Here is a 22457-nt window from a genome sequence, read left to right on the forward strand (position 1 = left end):
GGGTGGATTGATTTTTGCCATGGTGGTCAATTTTTTGATGAGCACTGTGGTCAACATTTTGGTTGACATTCACATTGAAGCAGCAACCAAAAAGTAAAAGGAACCTTGTTCCTGATCAAAAAGACTGGACTGACTTACGTACGCAGGTCAGGAACCAGAACACTTATCTATTGAAGCAGCCAGTTGCCGAGAATATATCGGTGACTGGCTGTTTCATTTCGTTTGAATGAGAATCGGGCATGTAAGAGTTACATCAAAGGCTTTACATGGAGGGGGGCATAATAGGCTCGTTAGCCATGCGATTCCATAAATCAATATGTGCGATCAAAGGAATTCGTCATGCGAACACAAAAGGAGAGACTATTACTAACTAACCTGATGTATATTAGTATAAAGACGAATTAATGCGAAAAGTGTAAAGCAAAATGAGTTTATTGTTATTAAACACGTTCGTATAAAACAGAATAATGAGGTAAGTATTAATGTCTAAAATTGATAATATGATGGCGATTCTATGGATGTTGAAATCCGGCAGAAAAATTACCGCAAAACAAATATCTGAAAAGTTAGAAATCAATATTCGGACTGTTTACCGTTATATTGATGCACTTTCGGCCAGTGGTGTACCGATTATATCTGAAACAGGTCATAACGGGGGATATACTCTGGTGAATCATTTTATTGAAACTCCCCTTCTTTTTGAGGTTGATGAGAAAACAGCATTACTTCATGCTGCCTTGTTTGCAAAAGGAGCAGGGTATTTTGGGGGGAAGGCACTAGACAGTGCAACGTCAAAACTGAAAATGTATTCAAATCAAGAGCAGGACAGAATGATTAAGCAACATGTAGAAGGGCTCGAAGTGCTAAACCCAATTGGAAAATCACCTGTGGAGCCAATCTTGAAGGAATTGGAGCAAAGTATAGTAAACGAAGTTTCTGTGGAAATCGATTACCATACAGGCCATGAAGCGCAACTCAAGCGTAGAATGATTGATCCCTATGGCATCATTTATTGGAATCATAACTGGTATGTCATTGCATACTGTCATCTAAGGAATGAAATCCGCAGTTTCAGGGCGGGGAGAATTACCAGTTTGATTCAAACAGAAAATCCCTTCCATCGTCCGAAACATTTTTCGGCAGGAGAATTTTTTATGAAAAGCCTATTTCCGGAAGTAGGTGATCAAAATGGACTTGTCCCTTTAGTCCTTGCGGGCAAGACAAGTGCTTTGGATAACTTATGCCAGCATTGGTTTTTAGCACATCACTTGAAAGAACGGACTTTACAGAATGCAATATTTCTACTGGAAGAAAACTCGATTTATACGTATGTACCGTATTTACTTTTGCCGTATGGTAAATCTATTCAAGTAATGGAACCAAAAGGTTTGACACTTTTCATGTCGCCGTCGTTTTTCCATGATTCGGGCAGTGCGGACATGACGTTTTTCATGTCTTCCAGACTGCGTATCAGCACCTTGATTTGCAATCCGAACGTATCGAGAATCGCTTGCTCGAGAATAGGCGCGATTTCATGTTTGGAGTGGTTGGCAGTTGTAAAAACGATATTGCCCGAGTTGATATACGTGACGACGTTTTCCATACCGACTTGCTCGAAAGATGTTTTAAGCAGTTTCATATCCACTTTGTTGTTTCCGCCGACATTGATTCCACGAAGCAAAGCCGTATATACCATGATTACCTCCAGGATGGATAGAATTGCAGCAGAGAAATTGGTTATCCTTGGATACATAGTACCAGAAACGGACGAAAAAACATCCGGATTCCAAAAGAATGTCGGGAGTCAGCCCTGGTTTGTTGCCCGGAAATTGCCGGGAGAGCCTAACCTCTTATCCAATCTCACTTTGACGGGAGCGGTTTTGCCGTACATAATAACAACAAATTGACAAACCGATAGGAGGTGAAAACATGGCCAGAGTTTTGTTTGTCAACGCCGGCTCCGAAGGACATCTCAATCCCACTCTCGGTGTGGTGCAAGAACTGGTCCGTCGTGGCGAAGAGGTGGTTTATTTTGCGGCGGATCAGTACCGCGAGCGGGTGGAGTCGACGGGTGCCGAGGTGATCACGTTTGATGTCAACAAATTCGTGGAGGCGTTCCTTGCCGGGGGGCGCAGTTTTTGGGGGCGCGCCGGGGGACTGCTGCGAACTGCCGACATCGTCATACCCAGCGTCCTCGAGCAAACGAAGGGAGAGCGCTTTGACTACATGGTACATGACGCGATGTTTGGCTGCGGGCGTTTGCTGGCACAGATGCTCGACCTGCCGGCGATCAACTCGTGGACCAGCTTTGCCATGCACCCAGGCATCTTTGCCAGTATGCGCGAGTCCCTCTCGCGCGGTGTGAGTGCAGACGAGGATGCGCGCGCACGCGAGGAGTTCCAACAGATAGTCGATCACGTACAAGCGACCTATCAAGTGCAGGCAGGCTCTGCCTACGACGTATTTTGCAATCCCGCTCCATTGAGCATCGTCTACACGTCGAGACATTTCCAACCGGACGCAGACAGCTTCGACGATACGTACAAGTTTGTCGGGCCGTCTATCGCGCCACGCTCGCACGAAGCATTTGATTTTTCCAATGTGGACACCGACCAACTGATTTACATCTCGCTCGGCACGGTGTTCAACCAGGCGGCGGACTTTTACAAGCTCTGTATTGCCGCGTTCGCCGACACGACGTATACGGTGATTCTGTCGATCGGGGAACAAACGCAGATCGCGGAGCTGGGCGACATTCCCGCGAATGTCATCGTTCGTCCCTACGTGCCGCAGCTTGAGGTGCTGCAACGCGCCAATTTGTTTATCACGCATGGAGGCATGAACAGCGCCAGCGAAGGTCTATACTATGGCGTGCCGTTGATCGTACTTCCCCTGGGCTCCGACCAACCGATTGTGGCGAGACGTGTAGCTGAGATCGGGGCAGGCGTCCAGCTCAATCGGGAAGGCTTGACCGCCGAAAAACTCAGAGAAGCAGCAGATTATGTGCTGCATGACGCTTCCATGCGCAGGGCATGTCAGGAGGTTGGCGAATCGTTCAGGGAGGCAGGTGGATATCATCGTGCTGTCGAGGAGATTTTCGCGTATAAGCGTCTTCGCTGAGCACCCAACATTACTGCTAGCAGCCCCAGACTCGGTATTGGCGACGTGTGGTCTTCTTAGCAACCCCAGCCGATTTCTAGTTTGAGCCGAAAAAGGTGCAGTATCGGCAACGTGCAGCGCCGTTTTTCATATGGTCCGTTATGAACAAAGACCTGCCTCAAGGGCAGGTCAAGCAAATCCAACTAAGTTAAGTATCTTTTCATCACATAGCCTGTACTTTTTGGAACGCTGCCATCTACCATACATTCAACAGCATCAAGTATCCATGCTAATGTCGTCCCACGCCTCGTCACGGTGGCCGATCATCCAGAACAGGCCTCGGCGGCGCTCCATCACGACGCTTTCGATCAGACCGCCTGCAGGCTCCCTGCCTTGAATCCGGTCGTTGACGCAAGCCCAGTGCAGGCGGTAGATTTTGTCGGCTTCGTCCAAAATGTCTTCCGGTCGGCGCAGCGACGTCCGCTCCAAAAACTCGCCGAAGCTGTCGCAGCTGGAAACTGCCTGAATGGCGAAACCGCAGTAGCATGTATGATCCGGAAAATCGAGCGAATCCACCGTCCCAAGTGCCCAAAGGAGCGCCCAATAGGCCTCGTACTGCCAGGTCAGATTGATGGCTGCCTGACGGGTGGGTTTCGCTTGCTCCAACAAATCCCGCTCATCGTCGGTCAATGCATCGGCCACTCCGAATTTATCCAGCAGCCCGGTCACAAAAGCTTTTGACTCCGCCAAATCCTCCTCCTGGGCGACGTCGCACGCGTATTGGATCACGATCAGCAGGGCGACCGCCCGGCGTGCGATCTCCTCCCGGGACCTGACCTTCAGTTCGCTTAGCGGAGGAAGTTCGGGCAAGTGCTCCAAATACGGGATTTGCTTTTCACTCAAGTAAGCCAGATTTTTTTGTTTTCTTTCCGCCCCTTCTGGAGTTGAGCAGTCTTCGCCCCGGATCTTTCGCGTGCAGGCTCGCGGACTGAAATCCGCGGCATCGGAGCTGCCGTTTGGATACACGATCACCCGTCCGTCCCGGTCCAGCAGCGTGCCGTTGGGCATAAAACCGATGCCGTCCACCTTTCCGGTCAACTTCACGAAATGTTCCAGATACTCTTGGCCGTACTCTTTTTCGGTTTCGATCGCCAGCATCGTATTGATCACGGATATTTGGAGCAGCACGCGGCGTTTCAAATCCTCGTCTTCAAACGGTATGCTGTCGTAAAATCCCATCATTCCCGGAATGTTGTTATCGAAATAATCCGGATTGGTATCCTCGGAGGCCACACGAATCGTGATTGTGTTGGTTTTAAACCAGCCTTTCGGTTGAGCCGAGAACTCTGTTTCGTTTGGACCTCCGCCGCTTACTGTAAAGCCGTCCCCAAAAACCTCGTGAATCAGCCCACCGATATCGCGAATATCGTTTCGGGATGCAAAAATCGTAAAATAAGGCAAAATGCTTCCTCCCCTTGTAAAGCGGCGGTTTCGTTTATCACATAAACGGTTTGCGCGCTAAAATAAAAAAACGATGCTCACGGCTCGCGATGTATCCGTCCCGCGCTGCGGTTTGGTGCAGATCAAGCAGCCGTTCAAAGCAGCGGTCCACGGAAAAACCGGCGAATTCCCATTCGATAATTTTGGCGAAATAGACGAGCGCACCGACATCTGTAAAATGCAGCTCCGGAAAGCATTCCTGCCGCTCCAGCACCTCAAACCCTGCCGCTTCCAGCTCGCCTGTAGCTTGCGCCAAATTGATATCCGCCGGAGTCGTCATCGCTCCCTCGCCCAGCAAAAACCGCGACAGCTCCCGATTGTTCATTCCGCCGACCTGCTGGGTGACGAATACGCCACCCGGCTTGAGGATGCGGCATACCTCGCGGGCGGAAAATGATTCGTGCCGGTTGATTACCAGATCGAAACAGCCGTCTTCAAACGGCAATGCTTCATCGTCCTTTACCAATTTGACTTCGATGCCGTAAGCGGGCAGTTTCGCCCGACACAGTTCGTAGTTGGGCGGGTAGCTTTCCGTCGCGTATGTCTTGCCCGGGGGCGGCGAAAGAGACAGCAGAAACTCGCCGCCTCCCGTGCCCATATCCAGCATGACCGAGTCGCCGCCCATTCGGGACTTTACGCTTGCCTTATAATCCCACGGAAGCTCCTGTTCCTCCATTCGCCCGGCGAGATAGGAGAAATCCCAGCCCAGGAAGCTTTTCGCCTCCTCCGCTTGCCCCTCTCGATTTTGGAACTTTGCAAAATTCGAGCGGTGCAGTTGCCTGATAACCCCGCTACTTTGGCCCGGTGAAGCCGGTTACCAGTTTATGCAACTGCACCGGGCAATTACCGCAGAGCTTACATCTCATCGTTTTATTCACGATTTTATGCGCCTCTCCCTTTTGAATATCGCCGATCCATATAATGGCCTGCATTGGCAACGAATCCCAATTGTGGATCGTTTTAATCATACCATGCGCATAATGGAGCGCAATAGTCTTGACGTACGAGCCGTGGAAGAACAATCGTGCATCGTCAAAACCGAACCAAGGTAACAGGACTCACCATGCGAACCTTGCGATTTTTACGATCAAATCGGCTTGTTCACGTCATCCGGACACACGCAGTCCGGTCACAGGCTGTACGATGAATCCGACCTGTCGCGCTTGCAGCAGATTGTATCGCTCAAGGAAATGGGCTTGTCTCTGGAGGAGGTCAAGTCTGTCCTAAACACTGCTGAACCTGACACTGCTGAAGGACAAAAGTGTTACATTCGTATGGGAGCTGATGTTTACTCGCTCCATGTTCCAAACCCCGGATATGATCGAGCAGCATAAGCTGTTGAATGAAGTATCGCGCCTCGTTGATGAAGGGAAGATTCGGACTACAACGAATGTAGTGCTGTCGCCAATCAATGCTGGAAACGTGCGCAAGGCGCACGCCCTGCTAGAAACTGGCCGGACCGTCGGAAAAGTGGTCGTAGAAGGGTTTTAAAAAGTGTGTAACAGGCCGTTGCATCTGGTCAAAAACAAATTGGATTTTGCAAGGAGACATTCTCTTGAAGAAGGGTCTCCTTTTTGCCATGACAGAGCTGTGAAGTAGTATAGTAGTATTACCTGAATCGGAGGAAGGAGCTGAATGTACATGCGGGACCGAAAAAGCGGGTACGGCTTTTGTCCGAATGACGAAGGCTGTCCAGTGGAATTCACACTGGATGTCATCGGTGGAAAATGGAAAGGTGTGCTGCTCTATCATATAATGGATGGCCCGAAGCGTTTTAACGAGTTTCGCAGAATATGTCCTTCGATTACCCAGCGAATGCTTACATTGCAGCTTAGAGAGTTGGAGGAGGATGGCATCGTCCATCGTGAGGTTTACAAGCAGGTTCCGCCCAAAGTGGAGTATTCACTGACGGAATTTGGGCGAACATTAATCCCGATAATTACGGCGATGAGGGATTGGGGAGAGGCTTACAAGAAGATGGGGGTACCTTCATCCGTTTCAACAGCGGACGAAAAGGACTAGATCGTTCCTTTGGCAGTTGCAATCTGTCCGAGAAGGGGGGCTAGGCACATGAACAAAACGGATCGCTTGCTTGCCATCGTTCTCGAATTGCAGCGGTATAAAGTGGTTCGGGCAGAGGATTTGGCAGCTACTTTTGAAACAAGCGTACGAACCATTTACAGGGATATACAGGCTTTGAGCGAAGCCGGCGTATCCATAATCGGCGCGCCAGGGCAGGGATATTCCTTGATGGAGGGGTATTTCCTGCCGCCAGTCAGTTTCACCGTGGAAGAAGCGGTGACCTTGCTCATCGGGACCGAGTTTGTCGAGCAATGGTTCGATACCCGTTATGGCGGCAAATCTCGGACCTCAAGAGGGAAGATTGAAGCTATCCTGCCGGAAACCGTTCGCAGCGAGGCATCCCGTATTCGCAAAAGCTTTCGTTTCATTGCATCCGCCAAAGATGCAGCGCGAATACAAGAAAGGGCGTACGTAGAGGTGATTCGACGAGCGATACTGGAAGAGAGAAAAATACGATTCCGTTATTCCAAAAGTATCGCCGAAACGAATGGGAACCGTCAAAGCATCCGTACAGTCGCACCTTATGGACTGGTGATCGTTCAAGGTGCATGGGTACTCATCGGATGGTGCGAACTGCGCCAAAGCATCCGTCATTTCCGCTTGTCCCGGATGATGGAGCTAATCGATCTGGAAGACCGATTTGAGAAGCCAAAAACATTCCTTTTAGATGAGTATCAGCCCCCGGATGATCGTAACGTACGTGTAAAGGTCCTGGTTCAGTCTGATATTGCCGATAAGGTAAAAGAGTCCAGCAACTTCTATACCGAAACGATGGAGGAGCATGCGGATGGGTTGCATGTGACCTTCCGCGTTCGCCAGCCTGAAGAATTGCTCCATTGGGTGCTCGGATTGGGCGGGGGAGCAGTCGTGCTGGAACCGGAATCCTTCCGGCATCGGGTCAAAATGGAGTTGGAAAAAATGTTAAAACGCTACTGACATAACGGTGTCAGTAGCGTTTTCGTATACTTGGGGAAAAGATACAGATGGAGCTGATAAACGATGGGTACAACCAAAGAGGCATTGCAACGATTTGAGGAAACGGCAGGCTATTATCTTCGTGAACTGGATCAATTCAGCCTGGAGCAGTTGCAGCAGAAACCAAACGATCAGGATTGGTCCATTGGCCAGATGTTTCAACATCTCATAAACTCGGCGCTCTTTATGCAGATTCGCAATATTGATCAACTTCTGATGCCGCCCCAGGATGGCCCAGGACGCAGGGAGGAAAAAACGGAGATGGGTTCGGCTGTATTTTCCCAAGGGAGTTTTCCGCCCATTCGAATTCAAGTTCCGCCTTCCCCCCACTATACGCCGGAACAACCGGAAAGCAAAGAGCAGCTAATCGATGGCTTGCGTGCGGTGATGCAAAGAATGAAAGAAATTGAACCTGTACTCGGCCAAGCGTCAAAGCATTGTACAGTCAATCATCCAAGTTTCGGAGGACTGTGCGCGGAGGAGTGGTTCTTGCTAGTCGAAATGCATTACCGTCATCATCTGACACAGCTGGACCGTTTGAAACGAGCGCTGAACCAGCACTCTGTGCAATAATTGATCTGCAAAAGGAGCTTGCCGCGGCGGCTCCTTTTTTCGTTCACCGTAGATTGGCAGTACCGTTCCGTGCCTGGGTGCTACTCTCTGACCAGCTTTGCACGCAGCTTGTTGGAGAAAAATTCAATGATGAGAATGAGCACGACCAGCCCGATCAGGATCGATCCTACCTGATCCCATTTGTAGCTTCGCATGGCGAAGATGAGAGGGGCACCGATGCCGCCGGCGCCGACCAGCCCCAGAATCGAAGCCTCGCGCATGTTCATGTCAAAGCGATAAATAATGACGGATAAAAACATGGAGATGAGCTGCGGCACGATCCCGAATCGGATTTTCTCGAAGGTGCTGCAACCGATCGACGTCATCGACTCCAGCACGCCCTTGTCGAGTTCCTCGATGGCGTCCACGTAGAGCTTGGCGAGCATTCCGATTGAGGTCAATCCGACTGTCAGCACACCTGCGAACGCCCCTGGACCGGTTACCCGGATAAACATCAAGCCATATACAAGCGCGGGAATGGTGCGGATGATGATGAGGAGCAGCCGCGTCAGCCATGATACGGGCTTGGATACGATGTTCGATGCTGCCAGAAAAGCGAGCGGCACGGCCAGGACGGCCCCGACCAGCGTCCCCAAAAACGCGATCGCCAACGTCTCAACCAATAAATACAGGACGCTTTGCTTCGATACGCTGAACAGCAGCTCCGTATCCGGATGGGTAAGCCCATACAGAATGTTTTTCGCAATCGCCAGCCCGCTCTCGTTGATATTGTTGAGATTGACCGCCGTCAACGACCACAGGAACAAGACACTGACAATCACTGCGATGGTTGTGAAGTAAAGCTGTCTTCGCGGTGCCGCCATAAGTTGTTTTTCCAAGTGATTCATAAGCGCAACGTCTCCCTTAGATGAGCTTTTTGCGGAAATGTTCGCTGACCCTCTCGATCAAGTAGACAGCCAGGATGAGCACGATAATGATCATGCCGACAGCCGAGTAATCGCGCCAGCCGAGTCCTTCATTGATGAGCAGGCCGATGCCTCCTGCCCCGACGTATCCGAGAATGGCTGCATACCGGACATTTCCTTCAAAACAATAAAGGGACGTGGAGATGTACCCCGGCAGCACCTGCGGAATGATTGCAAAGCGAAATGCTTGAATTCTCGTCATGCCGAGCGATTCCATCGCCTCAAAGGCACCCATATCCACATTTTCGATCTGCTCATACAGCAGCTTGCCTACATAGGAGATCGTAAACAGCATGATCGCCACCGTCCCTGCCATCGGTCCGAGTCCGAAGACAAACGTCGCGATTAACGCGGTGACGAGCGTCGGCAATGTGCGAAGCAGACTAAGCACCGTTTTGCTGACGACCACCAGCAGCTTTGCTTGCAAAATATTGGAGGATGCTGCTACCGCGACTGGCAGCGCAAGCAGCGAACCGAGCAGCGAGCCGAGCAGCGACATCTTGATCGTATCAAGCAATGGCGGCCATATCTCAGGCATACTCGCCCAATCCGGTGGAATCATCGCGCGAATAATCGTAAAAAACTCATGGATTCTGGCAACGAGAAGCGAAAAGTTGAATCCCGTAAATCGTGCGGAAACGACTGTGCAGACCACCAGGAGAAGAACGATGAGCGGCACGCGCGAGCGCTTTTGAAAAACAATCTTCCCATTGGCAAGCGCAATTTTTTTCGGAGGGAACAGCTTGTCATACATAGGCGGCCTGCTCCTCGATTGCTTCTTTTTCCACGTCCCATTTCCCGCCGTAAATGTCTTGCAAAATTTCTTGCGTCACCTTGGAGGTCTCGCCGTCGAATACGACCTCGCCTTTGCGGATGCCGATGATGCGGTCCGCATATTCCAGGGCGATCTCGACGTGGTGAATATTCATAATGACGGAGATGTTCATCTCCTTGTTAATTTTCTTGAAATCGTCCATGACAATCCGCGCGGTGACAGGGTCCAGAGAGGCGATCGGCTCGTCGGCCAGGATGATGTCCGGATTTTGCGCGAGTGTGCGCGCCAACGCGACGCGCTGCTGTTGACCGCCAGACAACTGGTCGACACGAACGAACGCTTTGTCCAGGATGCCTACTTTGTCCAGCGCCTCGAGTGCCTTGATTTTTTGCTCTTTTGTAAAGATGCCGATTATCTTTCGCCACATCGGAAGGTCGGGAACGAAGGAGACCAGCACATTATTGATGACCGTCGTGCGGGTAACCAAATTGAATGATTGGAAAATCATCCCGATTTTGCGGCGGAATTTGCGAATATGCTGCCCCTTGAGTTTGGACACATCCACTCGATCCACGATGATTTTTCCACCCGAAATGTCGTGCATGCGGTTGATGCATCGAATCAGCGTCGATTTGCCAGCTCCCGATAGCCCGATCACGGCGACGAATTCGCCTCGCTCGATACGCAAGTTGATGTTGTTCAGGGCAGTGGTGCCATTCGGGTACTTTTTCACCACATTGATAAACTGGATCATGGGGGTATTCATCCTTTGGTCGTATTTGGGGAGTAGTAAAAAGAGAACACCATGAAATCCATGATGTTCTCACTCCGCTTTCATTTCATGCAAGCACTATTTCACTGTATTTATTTCATGCTGCGGATCAATTCCTGCGCTTGGCGCTCGCCGTCGTAATCGGCTGGCTGGGCGACCTTGTATCCTTCGTGGGAGTAGATCGCGATTACTTCCTTGCCTTCGTCGGTTTCTGCGATCGCGATGAATGCTTCCTGGAGAGCTTTCTTCAGGTCATCCGACATGACCGGCGAGTTTTTGCTTACGCTGACCGTATCGTTGTAGATGGGCTGGGTGACGCCAATTACGTTCGTTTGCTCCCAGATCGAGGCTTTACCGCCGAATTCACTCATCCATTTCTCTTCGTTATCGCGTCGTGCGTCCGCAAAAGCGACGAGGACGTCGACTTGTTCTGCGGCAAGGCGTGCAAACGAACTGCCGTAGGAATCCGATTGCGTGACTTGCGCGAGGTCAGTCAAGCCTTTGCCGTAGTTTTCCCGCAGCCAGAGCGTAGGGTAAATATAGCCGGCGGAGGAGGAAGTAGACATCACAGCCCATCTGGCGCTGTTCAGATCTTCCCATGTCAGTGCTTCGCCGTTGTTTACTTTTGCAGCCAGCTCCTGGCCTTTTTGTGAAGGACCAGCGATGAACAATGAGCGGTAGTAGCTCGCTTGCTCGTTGTCCAATCCGGTGGTCGGCTTGTTGTCATTCCAATCTTTCGGGTTATCCGAATCGTTGGACAGCGCTTTTCGAGTCGAGGTCAGGATGACTTCCGCGCCGTCGTCGTACAGTACATACGTACCGCCCGGGATCAGACCGACGTCAGTCGTGCCTGCGCTGAGCGCTTCGCCGACTGCTTCGTACGTCGTACCGACGTCAATCGTGACGCTGCCTACCGTATAGCCTTGCTTGGCCAGTTGGTTCTTCAGCAATTCCTTCAGAGGTTCCGTGGTCGTAATGATTTGGTCAGGGTCTTTGGAAGGGACGAAGCTGACTTTCAAAACGTCAATTTGTTTGTTCGAATCTGTCGTAGTCGTTTCTGTGGGCGTACCTGTCTGCGCCGGGGGTTGGGTCGTACCCGTGCCAGCATTGTTTGTGCCACAACCTGTGGCCAATCCGATGGAAAGCACCGCTGCCAAAAGCGGCATAAACTTTTTCTTCACAAGAAAACCTCCGTCATCTTTAATGAAATACTTTTTCTCTTTCAATAACCCCATCGTACACAAGACATGTTTAATTTCTCGTCAATAAATGTAAAACGTATGTAAATGATTGCTCGCGATTGTAAATATTTGCATTTTGTGTGATAGAATACTCAATCATTTGTACTCCACGATGAAAGGGTGCGATCGGATGCCAACCAAACAGTGTGAAGTGGTTCTCCTGGAAACGAGCGACCTTCACGGATTTTTACTGCCCCGCAGCTACTCAACCCGGGACGAAGTCGAACACGGACTCGCCCGTATTGCAAGTATCGTAAGAAAGATGCGCAACATTCATTCCCATATTGTGTTGATCGATAACGGCGATTGTTTGCAAGGTACCCCTCTGACGTATTACCATGCCAAGGTGAATCACGAGCCGGCCAATCCGGTTATCGCCTGCTTGAATGAGCTTCGTTACGATGCAGCCGTTCTCGGTAACCACGAATTCAACTACGGTCTTCCGTATTTGCGAAGCGCCATGAAAGAATCCCGTTTTCCCTGGTTGTCGGCAAACACGGTGGATGCTTCTACCGGACAGCCCATGTTCGGAAAACCGTATATCGTCCGGGAGCTGGAAAATGGAGTCCGAATCGGAGTGCTTGGGCTTACGACAGCCTACATCCCCAATTGGGAGCAGCCAGCGCATATCGCGGGAATCCGCTTTGACGATCCGGTGGAGGCGGCGCAAAAATGGGTTCGCATGATGAAGGACGAAGAACGTGTCGATGTTGTCGTCGTTTCCTACCACGGCGGTTTTGAACGCGATCTGGAGACGGGAGTGCCGACGGAGCCGTTGACTGGCGAGAACGTCGGGTATCTGCTCTGCGAACAAGTGGACGGAATCGACGTGCTGCTGACCGGTCATCAGCATCGTGCCATCGCCAGTAACGTAAACGGCGTCTGCGTGGTTCAGCCTGCAAATGAAGGAAGATTCTTGGGCAAAGTCACGCTGCAGCTCGAAAGTGGCGCGAATGGCTGGACGGTAGCGAATAGTCAAGCGGAGTTGATTGCTGCGGCTGACTACAAGGCAGATGAAGAGATAGTGCGGATCGTCCGCGATGTGGAGGAGCTGACACAAGCGTGGCTCGACCAGCCGATCGGCTTCGTGGAGGGAGACATGCTGATTTCCTCGCATGCGGACGTCCGGCTCCGTGAGCATCCGCTGATCGAGTTTATCAATCGCGTGCAAATGGACGAATCCGGGGCACACATCTCCAATACTGCTCTGTTCGACAATGCAGCACCCGGCTTTGGCAGGCAGATTACGATGCGTGACATCGTGTCCAATTACGTGTATCCCAATACGCTAAAGGTCATCCGCATCTCGGGCCGGGATATACGCGACGCACTGGAGAAGTCTGCCGAATACTTTGAGCGTGATGAACAGGGCGAGATTGTGGTGAGCGAGGCATACCTTTCGCCAAAGCCGCAGCATTACAACTACGACATGTGGGAAGGGATCGAATACGTGTTGGACATCTCGCAGCCGATCGGACATCGGGTAGTAAAGCTGGAGCGGCAGGGGCAGCCTCTGGTTGAGGATGACATGTTTGACGTGGTGATGAATAACTACCGTGCGGGTGGCGGAGGAAACTATACGATGTTCCAGGGAAAACAGGTCGTAAAGGACATCAATACGGACATGGTAGAGTTGCTGGCCGACTACATCCAGAAGCGAGTACATATTGAAGCGACTGTGAACGGCAATTGGCGGGTAGTGAATGGAAGGAAGTGACTGTCTGTAACTGCAAATCGGCTGTGTGCGGTGGCATAGGGGCATTCCGGGATGGGATGCCCTTGCTTGTGTCTATCCGCACAATAATCAAATAGTGAAAAAAATAATGCAGAGATGAACAGCAAGTGGCTCCATTTACGAAATAGGGCGTGTTATAGTGGAGGAAGTAGGGAGGAGACAACATGATTGGATTCAATACGGTACTTCCACTTCCACAGGACACCTCGGTTGAGCACTTTCTGAATATTTGCCGGATATGGCAGCAACGCAGTCCGCATACTACGTTGGCATTCGATGATCAGCCTATTCAGAACGGGTTGAAGTATGAGAGCGACCAGGAAGTTATGGAATTCGTCCATGTGACGAGAAGTGAGGGCGTATACTGCGGCGTGCGCCATATCCGAAAAGACGATGACGGAGAGTGGCGCACAGATGTCGTCGGACTGAAAACAGCAGATGATTTCAAGGTAGCCATTGTTTCGTCGCGCTCGCATTTCAATATTTCGACGTATTCGCAGATCCCGTTGACCCCGTACATCGTCAATCTGCTCATTCGGGAAACAGGCCCGATGTTTGACGACGGCATTCGCATCGATGCGGAGCCAAAAGAGGTAACGGAAGAAAACGCCGCAGAGCTTGCCGCGCTGATCAACTGCGAGAAGCGGAATTTCATGCCGGTTATTTATGTAAGCAAACCGTTTTTTGGGGGTACATACCTGACGGATCCCAGGAGGCTGGCTCAGAAACTGGCGGGATTGGCGCATGTGTATTTCGAGTTGGATACGAAGGTTTCTCCGATGCTGCGGGAGCTGACGGACGGGAAAAATGCGTACAACGGTTCGATCGGCATCTATTGGCAAAACCACAAGTTCAAAAGGTTTGCCTTGCAAGACACCGATGAAACGATCAGCGTAAAAATCCAAAACTACGTCAAAACGATTTTAAATACTCGGAAAACGCCTGACGAATGCCGCTGGTCTTATGTTCAACACCTGAAATATCAACGGGCGATCGACCAGTATCGCGAAGGCGAAGCCGAAAACACGGAATTGATCGAATACGCAATGCAGGAAAACCAGGCACTGCAGGAACAGGTCAGAAGTCTTGAGGCTGAAAACTATTATTTGCGGGAACGGCAGCAGATGTTGTTTTCGAGCGATTTGGACGAGCAGAAGCCGTTGATCTTCAAAGGTGCAGAAGCAGAGCTTTTCGCCAACGAGCAGGCGGAGCTGATCCTTGAAATCATTGAGGAGAAACTCCGAAGCGGAAGCTGTTCCATACGCATTCGAAATATGCTGGAATCCATTCTCGATGCCAATGAGAGAACCACGAACAAGGAAGCGTTTTTGAGCCAGATGAAAAACGTGCTGACAGAGTCGGGTGGCCTGTCCAGCCAAGGAAAGCGGGAACTCGTCAAGCTCGGCTTCGAACTGAGTGAGGAAGGGAAGCATTACAAGATCAAAATCAAGGGTGACGATCGTTATCCGCATCCCATCTCCAAGACACCGAGCGACGTCCGCTCTGCGGAAAATAACTTCGCCCAGTTCAAAAAGAGATTTTTTTAAAGCGCAGTTTGCAACACTCTGCCTCGGGTTGTGTTTGAACGAAGTCGTCCTCTCTTGTCGAGGACGGCTTTATTATGGATTGGTTGCTATCAGATGCTGTGTGGCGATGCTAATGCCGGATCGGCGGAGGATTTCCGGTCGTTTGCTCGGAAACGTAAATCTCGCCATTGTCATCCACAGTCGCGTAAAAGATGTCTTCTTGCTGAAGCCCTTTCGCTTGAAGCTGCGACTCCAGCCATATTTCATCTTTTTTGATGTAAGCCAGTGTTTTTTTGTAAACGGTCCCTTCTACAATCAACGGATAGGACAGATCGCTGTGCTGCTGGACAAGTCCCAAATCCTCGCGAGTCGGTACCGCTTTCGCTCCTTTTTTATAGACGGTCAGTTTGCCGTTGGCTTCGAGAATGGCGAATTCGACGTCGCTGATATGGAAAATATCCTTTTCGCGCAGCATCTGGGAAATGTTGTCGACGGAGTATCGCAGTTTCTTGAGATTGTTCACCAGCAGACTGCCTTTATACACGACGACCGTTGGTTCAAAGGTAATGAGCTGACCGAATTTCCGGTATTTGATCGTCAATACGGAAACCCCGCGCTGCAACAGGCCGATGAGCACGATCGCCACAGCCGTATGGATATGCTCGATGTTTGGATCGGCGATATCGGCGCCGACGACGGCACCCAGGGCGATAATGATGAGAAAGTCGAACACGGGAAGTTCGCCGATCGACCGCCTGCCCATGAACAGTCCGATTACCAGCATGAGGGGGAAGATGGTCACGATTCTTCCCGCCACCATCAGCGCATCTTTGAGTATGTCCACCATGCCCACCACACCTGCCTGTCTATCGATTCACGCCTGCGTTTACAATATAACCCAATTTCTGCGCGACTACTCAATAACCACCGAAGTTCGCCTGGCTGGGAACGATCCGTTCGATTCGTCGGAATACAGAGAATCCCGAATAGGAAGTACATCATGCAAAAGCGGCGGGCTGAGGGATTGCCGGAACGCTCGTAGATTACGCATCCGATCGCGTATCACATTTCCTCCGCCATCCGCAAAAACTCCTGAAGCCCCTTGGACAGCCACCGTTCCCGGTGATAGCAGGCATACATATAGCGCTCCTGTTCCGGAGGCGGGAGCGGGGCACAGGCGAGTATCCCATTGTTCATTTCTTCCGTCACCGCTTGTCTGGACATGAAGGAGATGCCGTTTCCGATCATCAGCGCCCGCTTGATCGACTCCAGCGAATCCAGCTCCATGCAGTAGTTCAGCTCCATGTTGTGCGCGGCAGCCCACTGTACGGTCATGTCGCTGGTGGTGGATTTCGTGCCGTGGAAAATGAAAGGCTCCTGGGCAATGTCAAAGGCTTCGATGCGGCTCATGGAGGCGAAGCGATGGTTCGCCGAGTAGACGACGACCAGCTCATCTTCACACATTTTGCGGATGTGGAGTTTGGGTTCATCAAACGGCTGGGAGGAGATAAAGCCGAGATCAAGCTGATGCTCCAGCAGCAATTGCCGAATTACAGGAGCGGGCTTGATCATCAGCTTGACCGCCACGCCCGGGTACTCCAGATTGAACTGGCTGATTACCCGAGGCAGCATATAGGTTCCGGGTACATAGCTCGCGCCGATGGAAATCGTTCCTCGCTCCACCTCGCAGTACTCCAACAAGACGCGCTCGGTCTCTTGCGACAAAGCCGTAATTTTCGAGGCGTAATGCAAAAGTGCCTGGCCCGCTTCCGTCAGGATAATCACGCCGCCACGCTGCTCAAACAAGCGTACCCCGTAATGTTCCTCAAGACTTTTCATGTGAAACGTCACCGTAGGTTGTTTGATCCCCATTACTTCCGCAACAGACGATACTTTCTTGTGCTTGGCCAAAAGCATGACAATTTCCAGCTTCGTTATATTCATCTGCTCTCTCCTCCGTAAACGCCTTTTCGTTCCTCACCGGCTCATCCATCCCCGATTATAGAAAAAATCTATAAGAACAAATAGATAGTAATAGAAAATTTAACAGAGTCCAGACGAAAGGTTAACAATCGTAAAAAACTTCTCCCGTACACTGATCGTAGTTCGAAAAACAGGAAGGAAGCGATCATGGATCTCATTGTAAAGCAGGTAACCAAGTCATTTGGAGCAACGCAAGCGCTACAGCCACTTGATCTGCATATTCGATCCGGAGAATTTACGACATTGCTCGGTCCGTCCGGCTGCGGCAAGACCACGCTCCTGCGGATGATTGCCGGCTTGGAGACGCCAGATAGCGGCGAAATTTGGCTCGATGAGGAATGCGTGTTTTCCGCTGAGAAAGGGGTGTTCAAGCCGGTCCACAAACGAATGCTCGGGATGGTCTTCCAGGACTTCGCACTGTGGCCGCATCTGACGGTGTACGAAAATGTCGCCTTTGGCTTAAAGGCGACGAAGCAAACCAACGGGATGAGGGAGCGGGTGATGGATGCGATCGAGGCAGTGCGCCTCCATGGCCTGGAGCAGCGTTACCCCAACCAGCTTTCCGGCGGCCAGCAACAGCGCGTCGCGTTTGCCAGAGCGATTGCGGTGGAGCCGAAGCTGATCTTGTTCGACGAACCGCTGAGCGCACTCGATGCCCTGCTGCGGGAAGAAATGCGCGCAGAGCTGTTGCAGCTTGTGCAGTCGCGCGGATTGACGGCGATCTACGTAACCCACGATCAGTTGGAAGCCATGTCGATGTCCGATCGCATCCTGGTCATGCAAGGCGGCAAAGTCTTGCAGCAGGGGCCGCCGGAGACGATCTACAATCGACCGACAGAGCCGTTCGTGGCGAAGTTCGTCGGGAAGTCCAACTGGCTCAAGCCGGACGAGCTGATGATTCGACCCGAGAAACTTCGCTGGAAAGAGCAGACTGGCGACATGACCTGGCCCGCTGTCGTAGAGCGGGTGAGCTACATGGGCGACCGCTACGAAATTACGCTCAGGCTCGATGACGAAACGATATGGCTGGCGTACCATGATCGACGTTTCCAGGCAGGCGATCATGTGGCGGTATACGCTTCGCCAGATGACATTCATTCTGTACGTCCATAAAAGGAGGAGTAAACATATGAAAGCATTAACGATGGTTGGTTTTGCAAAGAAAGCGGCACTGGTGACAATGACAGTCGGAATGGCGTTCGCAGTAGCAGCTTGCGGCAGCAACAACGCAGCAAGCACTGGCAACACGCAAAACGCTGCGCAACCGGCAAATTCGGCTGCTCCATCGCCTAGTACGGAACCCGCGAAACCAAAGTCGAATACATTGACCGTCTATGCGGCTGGTCCCGAGAAAATGGCTACCAAGATCAAGGAAGGCTTTGAAGCAAAAACAGGCATCAAGGTAGAGCAATTCGATGGAACAACCGGAAAAATTCTCTCCCGTCTGGAAGCAGAAAAAAGCAATCCGGTTGCGGATGTCGTGATCGTGGCGTCCTGGCCGTCTGGTCTTGCCCTGAAAGAACAAGGACTGACGCAAAGCTACGAGGGTGCGCAACATGCAGACAAGCTGTACGATACGTGGATCGATCAGGATAAGCACTTGTTTGGTTACAGCGCTTCTGCTCTTGGCATCACGTACAATACGGATCTGGTCAGCAATCCGCCTGGAGACTGGTCCGATCTGACCAAACCGGAATGGAAGGGCATGGTCAACATTCCGGACCCGTCGCTGTCCGGTTCGGCACTGGATTTCATCTCCGGATACCTGGATGACCAGGGCGAAAATGGCTGGGATCTGTTCAAGGCGCTGAAGGCAAACGATGTGGCAATGGCAGGTGCCAACAAGGAGGCACTGGACCCGGTCATCACCGGTGCGAAGAGCGTCGTGTTGGCGGGTGTGGATTACATGGCCTATGAAGCGATTGCAAAAGGCGAGCATGTCGGCATTACGTACCCGTCGAGCGGTACCGTTACAAACCCGCGTCCGGCGATGATTATGAAAGATGCGAAAAACCTGGAAAACGCCCAGTTGTTCATCGACTACCTGCTTTCCGACGAGGCACAAAAAATCGTCGCGGACAGCTACCTGTTGCCAGGCCGTTCCGATATTCCTGCACATGAAAGCCGCACACAAGTCAGCGACATCAAAGAGCTGAAGTACGACTGGGTATGGATGACGGAAAATGGCCCGGACATTACAACCGAGTTTTTGAAAATTTTTAAATAACCCGTGGAGTTATGATGAAGCCTGTTACAAAAGGAAAGCTGTCTTGGGGCGTGGTACTGGCACTTGTGCTGATGACCTTGCTTGTCGTCACGCCCCTTGTCTTCATTTTGCTGAGGAGCATCACGCCAAACGACCAGTTGGATCTGCTGGCTCCGTTCCAGGTCATCTGGGACGCGGAATTGAATACAGTGCTGACAAACTCGATCATTCTCGGCTTTTGGGTTGTGTTGGGATCGTCGCTTTTGGCGCTGCCGATGGCGTTCTTGACCGCCAAGACGAGCTTGTCCAAGCATAAATGGCTGGACGTCGTATTGATCATTCCGTTTATGACGCCGCCCTACATCGGTTCGATGGGCTGGATGCTGTTTATGCAGCGCCGCGGTTTTTTGGAGCAGATGGTGCCATCCGTCGAGAAGCTGACACCTTATTTCTTCTCTCTGTTTGGCATGGTCACGATTATGAGCCTGCATCTGTTCCCGTTTTTGTACCTGATTTTGCGCAACGCCTGGCGCCGGATCGGAGCCAGCTATGAAGAAGCCGGGGCTGTGTACGGAGGCGGGTTTGTGTACCGTTTCCGCAGAATCATCGTTCCGCTGCTGCTTGGCAGCTATGCGATGGGTGCTTTGCTCGTGTTCGTCAAAACGATTGCGGAGTTCGGAACGCCCGCGACGTTTGGCCGCAAGATCGGGTACCACGTGCTGACGAGCGAGATTCACCGCTTTACCTCCAGTTGGCCAATCGATTTTAGCAAGGCGACTGCGCTCGCTTCCGTCTTGCTGGCGACATGTCTGACGTTCTGGTATATGCAAAACCTCGTCTCGCGCCGTTTTGATTATCAGACTTTGGGCGGCAAAGGAGCGAAACTTGCGCTGATACCGCTGACAGGCTGGCGCCGAATCGCCGCCTGGGGCTATGTTATGTTTTTATTGGGTACATCTATCGGTATTCCGTATTTCTCGATTGTCGTCGCTTCGCTGCAAAAGCTGCGTGGAGATGGCTTGCGCTGGGGGAATTTCACGCTTGACCATTATGCCGCCTTGCTGACGTGGGGCTCACCCGGGATGCAAGCGCTGGTAAACAGTCTGGGTCTGGCTTTGATTACCGCCTCGATCTCGGTCGTCATCGGGACGTTTTTGGCGATGCAGATCAAGCATGCAAACAAACTGTCCGAGTGGGTAACCGACGTATTCAGCCTGTTGCCCAACACAGTACCTGGCATTGTCACGGTCGTCGGGCTGATCCTGCTCTGGAACGCACCGTGGATGCCGATTCCGCTCTACAATACGTACGGGATGGTTGTCCTGACCTACGTAGTGCTTTTCTTGCCGTATACGGTGCAATACGTAAAATCCGGCTTTCAACAAATTGACGCCTCGTTAAGCCATGCGGGACGCCTGTTTGGCGGCACTCCTTGGTATACATTTCGCAGAGTCGTGCTGCCGTTGCTCGTGCCCGGTATGCTGGCAGGCTGGATGATGACCTTTACGATCTCGATTCGTGAACTTGTCGCATCCTTGTTCATTTTGCCGCCTTCGATGAAGGTTTCGGCAACGTACATTTACTCCCAGTTTGAGCAAGGAGAGGTTTCGCTTGGGATGGCAATGGCCGTCATTTCCGTGGGAGTAACGACGGTTGTGCTGACTGTGATGAACGTGCGAGGCGCTGACAGGACGTGATGTGATGTTTCAAGTGGAAGTGTGGGGCGGTGCTGGTGAGCATGGCCGCTCGTGCTACCACGTCCAGTTTGGTCAGCGATCTGTGCTGCTGGATTGTGGTGTAAAAAAGGGACAGAAGAAAGAAGAGACGTATCCGAAGCTGGATGCGGACAAAGTGCGCATGTTGACCACCGTTTTTCTGTCCCATGCGCATGAAGATCATTCCATGGCGATCCCGCTGTTGTACCGTCATGGGTATACAGGGGTAGTGTGGACCACGCGTTCAACGGTTCGTCAGCTTGCCAACTACTACGCCAAATGGCAGCAGTACGTGCAGGACGCGGGGGATGAGCTGCCCTATACATCAGAACACATGGAGCAGGTGCGCTACCGGTTTGTAGAAGACATGGCACCGCCCGGGCAATGGTTTACCGTCGAACCCGGCATGCAAGCGTGCTGGGGACCGAGCGGACATTTGGCTGGCTCGATCTGGCTGCTGCTTTGCGTAGATGGACAGACGCTGTTTTACTCGGGCGACTACTGCCAGGACTCCAGGCTGCTTGCGGCCAATCTGCCCGATCTGCGATATGTGCGCGACCTGCAAGTAGGCATACTTGATGCAGCCTATGCAGATGATGAGGCTACGCAGGAGCAGTTGGTGGATGACCTGGTTTCCGCGTGCAAGCAGGTGCTGGAGCGGGGCGGGCATGTCTGGCTGCCTGTGCCGATCTACGGCAGAGGGCATGAAATCATCGATGTGTTGGCTGAGGCGTTGCCCGGTACAGAGATTGTGTGCGATACGGGACTTGAGGTGAGCTTCCAGGCGATGCTTGAGGAAGAGCAATGGTTCAAAACGGAGGAACTGCACCTGTACAAGCAGCGGTGGAGCAGTCGTGTACAGGTATTGACCCGGGAGCAGTTGCTGCACAAAAGCACGTCATTGAAAAAAGCGATCTTCGTAACGTCCGATCCGATGCTCCAATCGAAAGCGTCGGCGAAGCTGGTGGAAGCATTTGCGACCAGTCCGAACAACGCGCTGATTATGACGGGACATGTCTATCCCGGCACTCTTGCGGCCCGCCTGCTTGCCGCAGAGCAATCGGTCCCTCGCGTGCTGCACTACAGGTACAAGGTCCACCAGGGCCTTCCGGATGTCGCACGGATGCTGGATGGATTGAAGCCGAAGTTTAGCTTGCTCGTGCATGCGCCCAAGGCCAAGACAGACCGGCTGAAAGCGAAACTGACCGCACGGGGCTACGATCACGTATACTCATGCGCGCCGGGCGACCAGCTCGTTTTTTGTGGACGGACATTGGGGACGGCAACTTCAAACGACTAAACGCAAATCC

At 51.8% G+C, this 22457-nt stretch carries 18 protein-coding genes and 3 pseudogenes; 13 read left to right on the top strand and 8 right to left on the bottom strand.

Annotation, left to right across the window (positions count from 1 at the left end; translation table 11 throughout):
- Window positions 1-482 precede the first annotated feature (482 nt).
- Both ACAF76_RS00005 and ACAF76_RS00010 read left to right on the top strand, forming a co-directional pair.
- Window positions 483-1391, top strand: a pseudogene (locus tag ACAF76_RS00005) (helix-turn-helix transcriptional regulator); the annotation flags it as partial.
- Between the two features lie 538 nt (window positions 1392-1929).
- The gene (locus ACAF76_RS00010) at window positions 1930-3120 is read left to right on the top strand and encodes a macrolide family glycosyltransferase (RefSeq protein WP_400164503.1); all 1191 of its coding nucleotides are present in this window, start codon (window positions 1930-1932) and stop codon (window positions 3118-3120) included.
- Between the two features lie 255 nt (window positions 3121-3375).
- On the opposite strand, the gene ACAF76_RS00015 is transcribed toward ACAF76_RS00010, so the two are convergent.
- Together ACAF76_RS00015 and ACAF76_RS00020 are read right to left on the bottom strand one after the other, a co-directional pair.
- Window positions 3376-4560, bottom strand: coding sequence for a DUF4272 domain-containing protein (locus ACAF76_RS00015; RefSeq protein WP_400164502.1), 1185 nt, complete (start codon window positions 4558-4560; stop codon window positions 3376-3378).
- Window positions 4561-4597: 37 nt separating this feature from the next.
- On the bottom strand, window positions 4598-5206 hold the full coding sequence (locus ACAF76_RS00020; protein WP_421617356.1) for a class I SAM-dependent methyltransferase: 609 nt from the start codon (window positions 5204-5206) through the stop codon (window positions 4598-4600).
- A gap of 456 nt (window positions 5207-5662) precedes the next feature.
- Between ACAF76_RS00020 and ACAF76_RS00025 the strand changes: the two are divergent.
- The 5 genes and pseudogenes from ACAF76_RS00025 to ACAF76_RS00045 all read left to right on the top strand — a co-directional run.
- A pseudogene (locus ACAF76_RS00025) lies at window positions 5663-5825 on the top strand (MerR family transcriptional regulator); the annotation flags it as partial.
- Window positions 5826-5832: 7 nt separating this feature from the next.
- A pseudogene (locus ACAF76_RS00030) lies at window positions 5833-6090 on the top strand (zinc-binding dehydrogenase); the annotation flags it as partial.
- Between the two features lie 150 nt (window positions 6091-6240).
- Window positions 6241-6621 carry a winged helix-turn-helix transcriptional regulator gene (locus tag ACAF76_RS00035; RefSeq protein WP_400164500.1) on the top strand — a complete coding sequence of 127 codons (381 nt, stop codon included), beginning with the start codon at window positions 6241-6243 and terminating at the stop codon, window positions 6619-6621.
- A gap of 48 nt (window positions 6622-6669) precedes the next feature.
- Window positions 6670-7617, top strand: coding sequence for a helix-turn-helix transcriptional regulator (locus ACAF76_RS00040; protein WP_400164499.1), 948 nt, complete (start codon window positions 6670-6672; stop codon window positions 7615-7617).
- Window positions 7618-7680: 63 nt separating this feature from the next.
- Entirely contained in the window at window positions 7681-8229 is a 549-nt protein-coding gene (locus ACAF76_RS00045; protein ID WP_400164498.1) for a DinB family protein, read from the top strand.
- A gap of 80 nt (window positions 8230-8309) precedes the next feature.
- On the opposite strand, the gene phnE (ACAF76_RS00050) is transcribed toward ACAF76_RS00045, so the two are convergent.
- From phnE (ACAF76_RS00050) to ACAF76_RS00065, 4 genes are all read right to left on the bottom strand, one after another.
- A complete protein-coding gene (gene phnE / locus ACAF76_RS00050; protein WP_400164497.1) occupies window positions 8310-9116 on the bottom strand; it encodes a phosphonate ABC transporter, permease protein PhnE in 807 nt (268 codons plus the stop codon).
- Window positions 9117-9132: 16 nt separating this feature from the next.
- Complete coding sequence (gene phnE, locus ACAF76_RS00055; RefSeq protein ID WP_400164496.1) at window positions 9133-9948, bottom strand: phosphonate ABC transporter, permease protein PhnE; 816 nt, start codon at window positions 9946-9948, stop codon at window positions 9133-9135.
- On the bottom strand, window positions 9941-10723 hold the full coding sequence (gene phnC, locus ACAF76_RS00060) for a phosphonate ABC transporter ATP-binding protein (protein WP_400164495.1): 783 nt from the start codon (window positions 10721-10723) through the stop codon (window positions 9941-9943). The genes phnE (ACAF76_RS00055) and phnC overlap by 8 nt, the downstream gene beginning before the upstream one ends.
- A 110-nt stretch (window positions 10724-10833) precedes the next feature.
- Entirely contained in the window at window positions 10834-11922 is a 1089-nt protein-coding gene (locus tag ACAF76_RS00065; protein WP_400164494.1) for a phosphate/phosphite/phosphonate ABC transporter substrate-binding protein, read from the bottom strand.
- A gap of 190 nt (window positions 11923-12112) precedes the next feature.
- On the opposite strand from ACAF76_RS00065, the gene ACAF76_RS00070 reads away from it, so the two are divergent.
- Window positions 12113-13699, top strand: coding sequence for a bifunctional metallophosphatase/5'-nucleotidase (locus ACAF76_RS00070; RefSeq protein ID WP_400164493.1), 1587 nt, complete (start codon window positions 12113-12115; stop codon window positions 13697-13699).
- Between the two features lie 182 nt (window positions 13700-13881).
- Window positions 13882-15264: a cell division protein ZapB gene (locus tag ACAF76_RS00075; RefSeq protein WP_400164492.1), complete on the top strand. Its 1383-nt coding sequence runs from the start codon at window positions 13882-13884 to the stop codon at window positions 15262-15264.
- Between the two features lie 109 nt (window positions 15265-15373).
- Here ACAF76_RS00075 and ACAF76_RS00080 read toward each other — a convergent pair whose 3' ends face one another.
- Both ACAF76_RS00080 and ACAF76_RS00085 read right to left on the bottom strand, forming a co-directional pair.
- Window positions 15374-16087: a DUF421 domain-containing protein gene (locus ACAF76_RS00080; protein WP_400164508.1), complete on the bottom strand. Its 714-nt coding sequence runs from the start codon at window positions 16085-16087 to the stop codon at window positions 15374-15376.
- Window positions 16088-16305: 218 nt separating this feature from the next.
- On the bottom strand, window positions 16306-17187 hold the full coding sequence (locus ACAF76_RS00085; RefSeq protein WP_400164491.1) for a LysR substrate-binding domain-containing protein: 882 nt from the start codon (window positions 17185-17187) through the stop codon (window positions 16306-16308).
- Between the two features lie 186 nt (window positions 17188-17373).
- Between ACAF76_RS00085 and ACAF76_RS00090 the strand changes: the two genes are divergently transcribed.
- The 4 genes from ACAF76_RS00090 to ACAF76_RS00105 are packed head-to-tail and all read left to right on the top strand — an operon-like array spanning window position 17374 to window position 22447.
- On the top strand, window positions 17374-18339 hold the full coding sequence (locus ACAF76_RS00090; RefSeq protein ID WP_400164490.1) for an ABC transporter ATP-binding protein: 966 nt from the start codon (window positions 17374-17376) through the stop codon (window positions 18337-18339).
- Window positions 18340-18370: 31 nt separating this feature from the next.
- Window positions 18371-19453 (top strand): ABC transporter substrate-binding protein, encoded by a 1083-nt coding sequence (locus tag ACAF76_RS00095; RefSeq protein ID WP_400164507.1) that lies wholly within the window; start codon window positions 18371-18373, stop codon window positions 19451-19453.
- Window positions 19454-19467: 14 nt separating this feature from the next.
- Window positions 19468-21129 (top strand): ABC transporter permease, encoded by a 1662-nt coding sequence (locus ACAF76_RS00100; RefSeq protein WP_400164489.1) that lies wholly within the window; start codon window positions 19468-19470, stop codon window positions 21127-21129.
- Between the two features lie 4 nt (window positions 21130-21133).
- On the top strand, window positions 21134-22447 hold the full coding sequence (locus ACAF76_RS00105; protein WP_400164488.1) for an MBL fold metallo-hydrolase: 1314 nt from the start codon (window positions 21134-21136) through the stop codon (window positions 22445-22447).
- The last annotated feature ends 10 nt before the right edge of the window (window positions 22448-22457 follow it).

Source organism: Brevibacillus sp. TJ4 (assembly GCF_044627595.2).
Lineage (GTDB): Bacteria > Bacillota > Bacilli > Brevibacillales > Brevibacillaceae > Brevibacillus.